This window comes from Promineifilum sp. (SeqCode) (assembly GCF_041918635.1).
Taxonomy (GTDB): Bacteria; Chloroflexota; Anaerolineae; order Promineifilales; family Promineifilaceae; genus Promineifilum.
The window spans coordinates 1-7,215 of the sequence record NZ_JAYRVJ010000684.1 but is presented as its reverse complement, the minus strand read 5'-3'; the positions used below and the strand labels follow the sequence as shown (position 1 = coordinate 7,215).

The window sequence follows — 7,215 nt, the reverse complement described above, 5'->3', positions numbered from 1 at the left end:
TCGCCATAGCCATCGACCACGTGCAGATGCCACAGCGGCTTGCTGAAGTCGAGCGGTGTGCTCATCAAATCGCTGACGAGACTCTGCAACGCCGATTTGTCGTGGGGATGGGGCAGGCCGACGCGGCGCAGGTGGGCGTTGACGTTGAACGCGGGGTCGAACTCCCAATAGGGGGGGGCGAGGGGCAGCGCCGGCCGGATGACTCGCTGCCGGAAGCGGTCGAATTGGAGCAGGCGCGACTCGACCAGGGCGCGCACGTAGGCCATGTCGACCGGCCGGCGAAAGGTCAGCACCCCGGTTACCATCATCAGGTTGGTGGGGTCTTCCATTTTCAACCAGGCGGCGTCCACGTTGGCGAGGGGGGTAATTCGGTCGGCCATAGCTCTGTCCCATGTACAGTATAGCACAGATGGGTGGGATGCACTTTCCGAAGTGCGTCCCACCTGACATGATGCTAAAATGCCGCCCATGCTTCACCATCACGAACTCGCCGCGGCCGTCCGGGCCGCGCTCACCGCCGCCCAGGCCGGCGGCAGCCTGCCTGCCTTCGACCTGCCCGACGTGCTCGTCGAACGCCCGCGCGAGGCGACGCACGGCGACTATGCCACAGCTGTCGCCCTCCAACTGGCCCGTCCGGCGCGCATGGCCCCGCTCAAGATCGCCGAAGCCATCGCCGCCCACCTGCCCCATCTCGACTACCTGGATGGGGTGATTGTCGCGCCGCCCGGCTTCATCAACTTCCGGCTGTCCACGCCCTGGCTGCAAACGCTGCCCGACCGCATTCTGGCCGACCCGGCGGCGTTCGGGCAAACCGATGCAGGTCACCATCGCCGGGCGCAGGTGGAGTGCGTCAGCGCCAACCCGACCGGCCCGATCACCCTCGGCCGCACGCGGGGCGGCGTCATCGGCGACACGCTGGCCCGCGCGCTGCGCGCCGCCGGCTATGACGTGACGATGGAGTACTACTACAACGACGCCGGCCGGCAGGTCACGCTGCTGGGCGAGTCGGTCAAGGTGCGCTACCTGCAAGCATTGGGCCAGCCGGCCGAACTGGCCGATGAGCACTATCAGGGCGATTACATCACCGACCTGGCCCAGGCGATCATCGCCGAGCACGGCGACGCGCTGATCGATATGCCCACCCCGCTCTTCGCCGACTACGCCCGCGACCGCATCTCCGCCCAGCAGAAGGCGACGCTGGCCCGCATCGGCATCGTCTTCGACGTGTACTTCCGCGAGCAGAGCCTCTACGAGACGGGCGCGGTCTGGCAGACGCTGGAAGCGTTGCGGGAACGCGGTTACATCTACGAGCAGGACGGCGCGCAATGGTTCCGCTCGACCGCCTTCGGCGACGACAAGGATCGCGTCGTCGTCAAGGCCGACGGCGAACCGACCTACCGCCTGCCCGACATCGCCTACCATTGGGACAAGGCGCAGCGCGGCTTCAATCTGGTCGTAGATATCTTTGGCCCCGACCACCACGCCACCGCACCCCAGGTGCTTATGGGCGTCCGCGCCCTGGGCTACGACTCCGACTTCGTCCACACGCTGCTACACCAGATCGTCAACCTGGTGCGCGGCGGCGAACCGGTCAAGATGAGCACACGCCGCGGCCTCTACGTGACGCTGGACGAACTGGTCGATGAGGTCGGCGCCGACCCTATCCGCTACTTCATGATCGCCCGTTCGGCCAACAGCCCCATTGACTTCGATCTCGATCTGGCCGTGGAGCACTCGGACAAGAACCCGGTCTATTACATTCAGAACGCCCACGTGCGCTGCGCCGGCATCTTCCGCAAGTGGGCCGAGGCCGGGCTGCCGGCCGACGCGGACGCGGACGCCGACCTGAGTTTGCTGACCCACGAGCGAGAACTGGCCTTCTTGCGCAAGGCGCTGGAGTTGGGCGACGTGCTGGAGACGATCGCCACGACCTATGAGCCGCACCGGCTGGCCTTCTACGCCTATGATCTGGCCGCGCTCTTTCACCCGACCTACGAGGAGTGCCGCGTGCTGCACAGCGACGTGCCGGAACCGCTGCGGCTGGCCCGGCTGCGCTTCTATCGCGCGGCCCAGGCCCTCTTCGCCCGCGTGCTCGACCTGATGGGCATGAGCGCGCCGGAAGTGATGTAGCCGGTTCCCCGATGACCAGTTGTTCTTACGGATGACCCCTATGACCGAGGACTCGCGCACCGTCCTGACGCCGGCGAACGACAAGCCGGAGGTCCGGCCCAACAACAAGGCTCGCTACTCGATCGTGACCTACGACGCCGCCAACATCGAGGCGTTCGAATGTCAAAGCATCGATCAGTTGTTGCAGTACGTCGATCCGGCGCGCGTGAACTGGGTGACCGTGCGCGACGTGCACGACGAGGCGGAGATAGCCCGTCTGCTGGATGCCTTCCACGTCGATCCGGTCGTGCTGGCCGAGATTCTGGACGAGGGTCAGAAGCAGTTCGAGATCGAGTACGACAACTGCCTCTACCTGGAATATCGCGTCCCTTACTTTAACGAGGCGTCGCGCCGGCTGGAGCAAAGCAGCGGCTCGCTGGTGCTGGGGGCCAACTTCGTCATCCTGTATGAGCACCAGGTGCACGGCCTCTTCTCCCGCACCCGCCTGCGCGCCATCAGCCGGCAGACAAAGGTGCAGCAGCACGGGGCCGACTACCTGTTCTACTTGCTGTTGCGGGCGGTCGTCGTCGATCAGTACCAGCAAGGATTTAAGCACCTGACCGTGGAGCTGGAAGACCTCGAGGATTTCGTGCTGGACGGCCAGGGGCGCGAGACCATCTACCGGGTCATCCTGCGCACACGCGAGGAGATCAAGCCCTGGAATGAGCCGCTGCTGGAGTTGGAAGACTTCTTAGAGTATCTCAAGGACGCCGAGTCGAAGTTCATCAGCGATGACGTCTCGAAATACTTCACCAAGTCGCTCTATCGAGAGATCGAGAGTTTGCTCGAGTTCTACGACCGGCTGCGCGGCTACATGACGGAGATCATGAGCCTGCACATGGGCAACATCGAGCGCAACACCGGCCGCGTCAACCAGCTATTGACGATCATCGCCACCGTCTTCCTGCCCATCACCTTCATCGCCAGCATCTACGGCATGAACTTCGAGTACATGCCAGAACTCAAGCAGCCGTGGGCCTATCCGGCCGTCCTGCTGCTCATGGCGATCGTCGCCGCCAGCCTGCTCATCTATATGAAGCGCCGCCGCTGGTTCTGAGTGAAGAGCGGGGGAGCAGGGGGGCGAGGGAGCGGGGGTGAAAGGCTCACCCAATAGAGCGTTCTTTCACCCCTGCCCCCCCGCTTTCTTACCTCGCCCTCCCCGTAAACCGCAACACCTCATCCCTGACGATGTTGCGCATGATCAGCAGGCCATTGTCGGGCGACAGCTCGAACACCACTGCGGCGCGCAGCGCATCGATGAAGGCCTGTTCCTGTTCCATCACCCCTTCCGGGATAACGCACATTACCCTTCCAATGGATATGTCCGTGACGGTGATCGTCCCATTCTCGGCTGTATAGCGCCCGGAGAAGTTGTTGCAGCCGCCGTTTCCGTTCATTCGGCCGTCGGCGTCGAACGTCACGCTGATCAGCGTATCCGTGATGAGCGGGTTGTTATTGAGCGCCGCGAGGTCAAAGCTCTTGCCCGCCAGCGGATTGACCGGCGGCGCTTCGGTGACCAGCACCGATTGGTCGCGCGAGGTGGATTGTCCCCCGGCCGTGCTGGCGACCAGTTGGTAAACGATCGTGCCCGCCGTTTGCAGGCAGTCCTGCGCCGAACCGGTCAGCCCGGCGTTGTCCAGCACCAGCACGTTGTTGCGCAACAGGCGCACCAGCCACGTGGCGCCGCTGGCCCGCCAACTGATCTGGACGCACTGGCCGGTCTGAATCTGCGTCGGCGTGATCTCGAACGCGTCAATGATCGGCTCGCTCGGCACAGCTGTAGGCACGGGCGTGGCCGTGGCCGGGCTGACGACGTTGACGTAGCCGAGCGCCTGGCTCGCGCCGCCAGGGCCGGTGGCCTGCAAGCGGTACTCGACCGTGGCCGGCGCGCCGGTGCAGTCCTGAGTGTTGCCGCGCACCGGGGCGTTGTCCCAGATGACCCGGAACTGGTTGCTAACGGTGACGCGCGTCACGCTGCCCTGCACGTCCCATTGCAACTGGACGCACTGGCCGGCCGTGACCTGCGCCGGGCTGGCGTTGAACAGGGCGATGACCGGCGCGCCCACCGACGGGCGCACGTTGATGGCGATTTGTCGCTCTTCCACGCCGCCGCCCGGCTTGGTCACGCGCAGGAAGTAGGTGGTCGTGTTCGCCGGGCAGACGACGCGCGTGTTCTGCGGCGTCACCTGGTTGTTCTGCCACGCCTCGCCCTGAGCGAAGAAGAAGACGGCCGAGGCGTTCTGCACATTCCAGGTGAAGGTCACGCACTGCCCCTGGACAATGTCGGTGCTGTTCACCGTGAACTGGATGCTCGGCGAGGGGGTCTGCGTCGGCTGCGGCGTGGCCGTAGCCGGTGAGGGCACGGTGATGCCCACCCAGATGCGGTCGCCGAACGGCCGGTTCTGCTCATCCACCATCTGCCACACGCCCTGATAGACGCCCGGCGCCAGCGGCGCGACCAGGTTCACGAACATGTCGTACTGCTGTCCTGGCTGCACGAACGCTTGCACCGGCGTCGGTTGGCCGCCCATGCTGGCCCCCGGCACGTTGCCGCTGACGAACACCAGCCGGAAGGACGTTGTCCAGGCGCAGGTGCCGCTATTCTGGATGCGCCAGCCCTTGCTGAACGCCTGGCCGGGGCTCACCGGCGGCGGCGACTGCATATTGTTGTCGTCCAGGTTCAGGTCGGCGATGAAGCGCATGCCGTTGGAACATGGCGCGGCGGTGGGATCAATGACCGGCGGCGTAGTGGGCTGCACCGGGGTGGTTGGGGCCGGCGTGATGATGTCGCCGGGATTCACGTTGAGGTACTGCTGGATGAGCTGGTTCAACCGGCTCTCGTTCTGCAATTGGAGGAGAGCGGCATTGAGTTGGCCGCGCAGCGCCTCCGCGCCCGGGCGCACGGCGATGGCGTAGCGCTGCGGGTTAAGCCCGCTGCCAACCAGCTTGACGCCGCCCTGCCCCACGGCCGCCTCCGCCGGTCGCCGGTCGAGGATGGCCAGGTCGAGCCGCTGCTCGCGCAGGTCGCGTACCACCGCGTCGGCCGTCTCATAGACCAACAGGTTGCCAGCGGCGGTGATGCCGCTGTCAACCAGGTCGCGCTGCAACCACGCCTCATAGACGCTGCCCCGCTGCACGCCAATGCGCCGGCCGGCCATGTCCGACAGGCTGGCGACCGCCGTGATGGGCGAGTCGGCCCGGGCCAGGATGCCCTCTTCACCGACGTAGTAGACGTTGCTGAAGTCGAGCTGCTGCTCCCGCTCGGGGGTGATCGAGATGGCGGCGATGGCGACGTCGACCTGCCCCTGGTTCAGCGCGTTGCCCAGGCTGTCGAAGGCCATGTCCCGGATCTCCGTTCCCACGCCCAGCCGGTTAGCTATCTCCTGGATCAGAGCGATGTCGAAGCCGGTCGGCTGGAACTGCGCATCGCGGTAGCTGAACGGGGGATTGTCGAGCGACGTACCCACCACCATCCGGCCGGCGGTGCGCACGCGGTTCCACGATTGGTCGCTCGTGTCGGGCGAGGGCGTGATGGGGATGAGACCGCCGCTGCCGCCGTCGCGGTTCAGGAAAATGTAGAGCAGTAACGCCCCCACGAGAATGGCCAGGATGAGCAGCCCGCCCAACAGCAGATTGTTCCGCCGCTGGTTAGCCTCTTCCTCAACGTCATCAAGCGTGTAGTTCTGCTCCACCGGCTCCGGCTCGTAGACGACAGTCTCCGCCTCGTAGTCGTGCACAGGTTCGTGCACAGGCTCGCGCAGGGGTTGCCCTTCGGGCAGTTCGCCTTCCGGGTTCTCAATGTTATCCGCCATGATAGACCTCCTTCCCAATCGCGCGTCCCAATGACGACGTTCCGCTATTTTATGTCATCATGCCGCTCTCTGACAAGAGGGGGAAACAACTCGCTTTCGAGCCGCCCCGGCTGGCCGGCAAGCGGACGGCGGTCTATCCGCCGTACTGGCTGTCAGCGCGGTTGGGCCAGGCTTTCCAGCGTCAACTGGCCGCGCGCGCTGCGGATCGACAACTGCCGCCCTTCGACCGTGAAGCCCGTGGCCGAACTGAGCACGGTCCGGAACAACTGCTCTTGCTCCATGACGCCCGGTGGGGTGGAACACATCTGCGACGTTGCGCCTAGCGGCCCCACGGACAGGCTGCTGCCGTTCACCTGATAGGCGGCGCTGAAGGTGTTGCAGCCCGACGAGCCGCTGAGGTTGTTGGCGTCGCCGAAGACGATGGTCATCTCCGTGCCCGGGATAACGGTCGCGCCATTGATGGTCGCCACCCGCCAGCCGCCAATGAGGCCCGCCGCGCCCAAACCCACGGTCACCGACGCCTGCTGGATAGCCAGCTGGCCGCGCAAGTCGGCCGCCTCGATGCGATAGGTATACGTCCCCTCGGTATTCAGACAATCGGTCAGGCTGTCGCTGAATTGGGCGAAGTCGAGCACGATCAGCCCATTGCGCTTGATCTGGATGCGGCCGATGTTGCCGCCGGCGCTCCACGACACCGTGACGCACTGCCCGACGTTGATCTGGGCCGGCGTGACGCTAAAGGCGTGGATGACCGCCGGTTGATCGCCCGGCAGCGGCGTCCGCGTCGGCTCGACCGTGGCCGTGGCCTGTGGGGCCGGCGTGGGCGGCTCGATGACGGACACATCCTGGCGCGCCCGCGCGGTGCCGCCCGGGCCGGTCGCCTCCACCATATAGCCCATTGCCCCCACCGGCGGGCAGTCGCGCGACGTTCCCCGCACCGGCGCGCCGTCCCACAGCACTTGCTCGTTGCGGGTCACGCGGATGGTGCTGACTTCGCCCTCCACCTGCCAGCGCACGTCGACGCACTGCCCGGCCGTGATCTGGAAGCCGGGCGTGACGGTGAAGAAGGTGATGAGCGGCACGTTGGCCGCCGGCTGCTGCTGTACGTCCACGCGAATCGAACGCACGTCCGTCGCCGCGCCCGTGGCGACGACGCGCAACTCATAGGTCGTCGTCGCGCCGGGGCACTCGGCCCGGCTGCCGCTGGCTGCCACCTGGTTCAATTGCCACGGCT

General features: G+C 65.7%; 5 protein-coding genes. 2 read left to right on the top strand and 3 right to left on the bottom strand.

Annotation, left to right across the window (positions count from 1 at the left end; translation table 11 throughout):
• Window positions 1–380 (bottom strand): wax ester/triacylglycerol synthase domain-containing protein (locus ACE3UY_RS20075; RefSeq protein ID WP_374689258.1); only part of this gene is annotated, 380 nt, incomplete at its 3' end.
• A 79-nt stretch (window positions 381–459) separates the two neighbouring features.
• On the opposite strand from ACE3UY_RS20075, the gene argS reads away from it, so the two are divergent.
• Complete coding sequence (argS, locus tag ACE3UY_RS20070; protein ID WP_374689257.1) at window positions 460–2,130, top strand: arginine--tRNA ligase; 1,671 nt, start codon at window positions 460–462, stop codon at window positions 2,128–2,130.
• Between the two features lie 40 nt (window positions 2,131–2,170).
• Window positions 2,171–3,226, top strand: coding sequence for a magnesium transporter CorA family protein (locus ACE3UY_RS20065; RefSeq protein WP_374689256.1), 1,056 nt, complete (start codon window positions 2,171–2,173; stop codon window positions 3,224–3,226).
• Window positions 3,227–3,314: 88 nt separating this feature from the next.
• On the opposite strand, the gene ACE3UY_RS20060 is transcribed toward ACE3UY_RS20065, so the two are convergent.
• Both ACE3UY_RS20060 and ACE3UY_RS20055 read right to left on the bottom strand, forming a co-directional pair.
• Window positions 3,315–5,981, bottom strand: coding sequence for a transporter substrate-binding domain-containing protein (locus ACE3UY_RS20060; RefSeq protein WP_374689255.1), 2,667 nt, complete (start codon window positions 5,979–5,981; stop codon window positions 3,315–3,317).
• Between the two features lie 152 nt (window positions 5,982–6,133).
• Window positions 6,134–7,215: META domain-containing protein (locus tag ACE3UY_RS20055; protein WP_374689254.1), on the bottom strand; the 1,082-nt coding region annotated here is incomplete at its 5' end.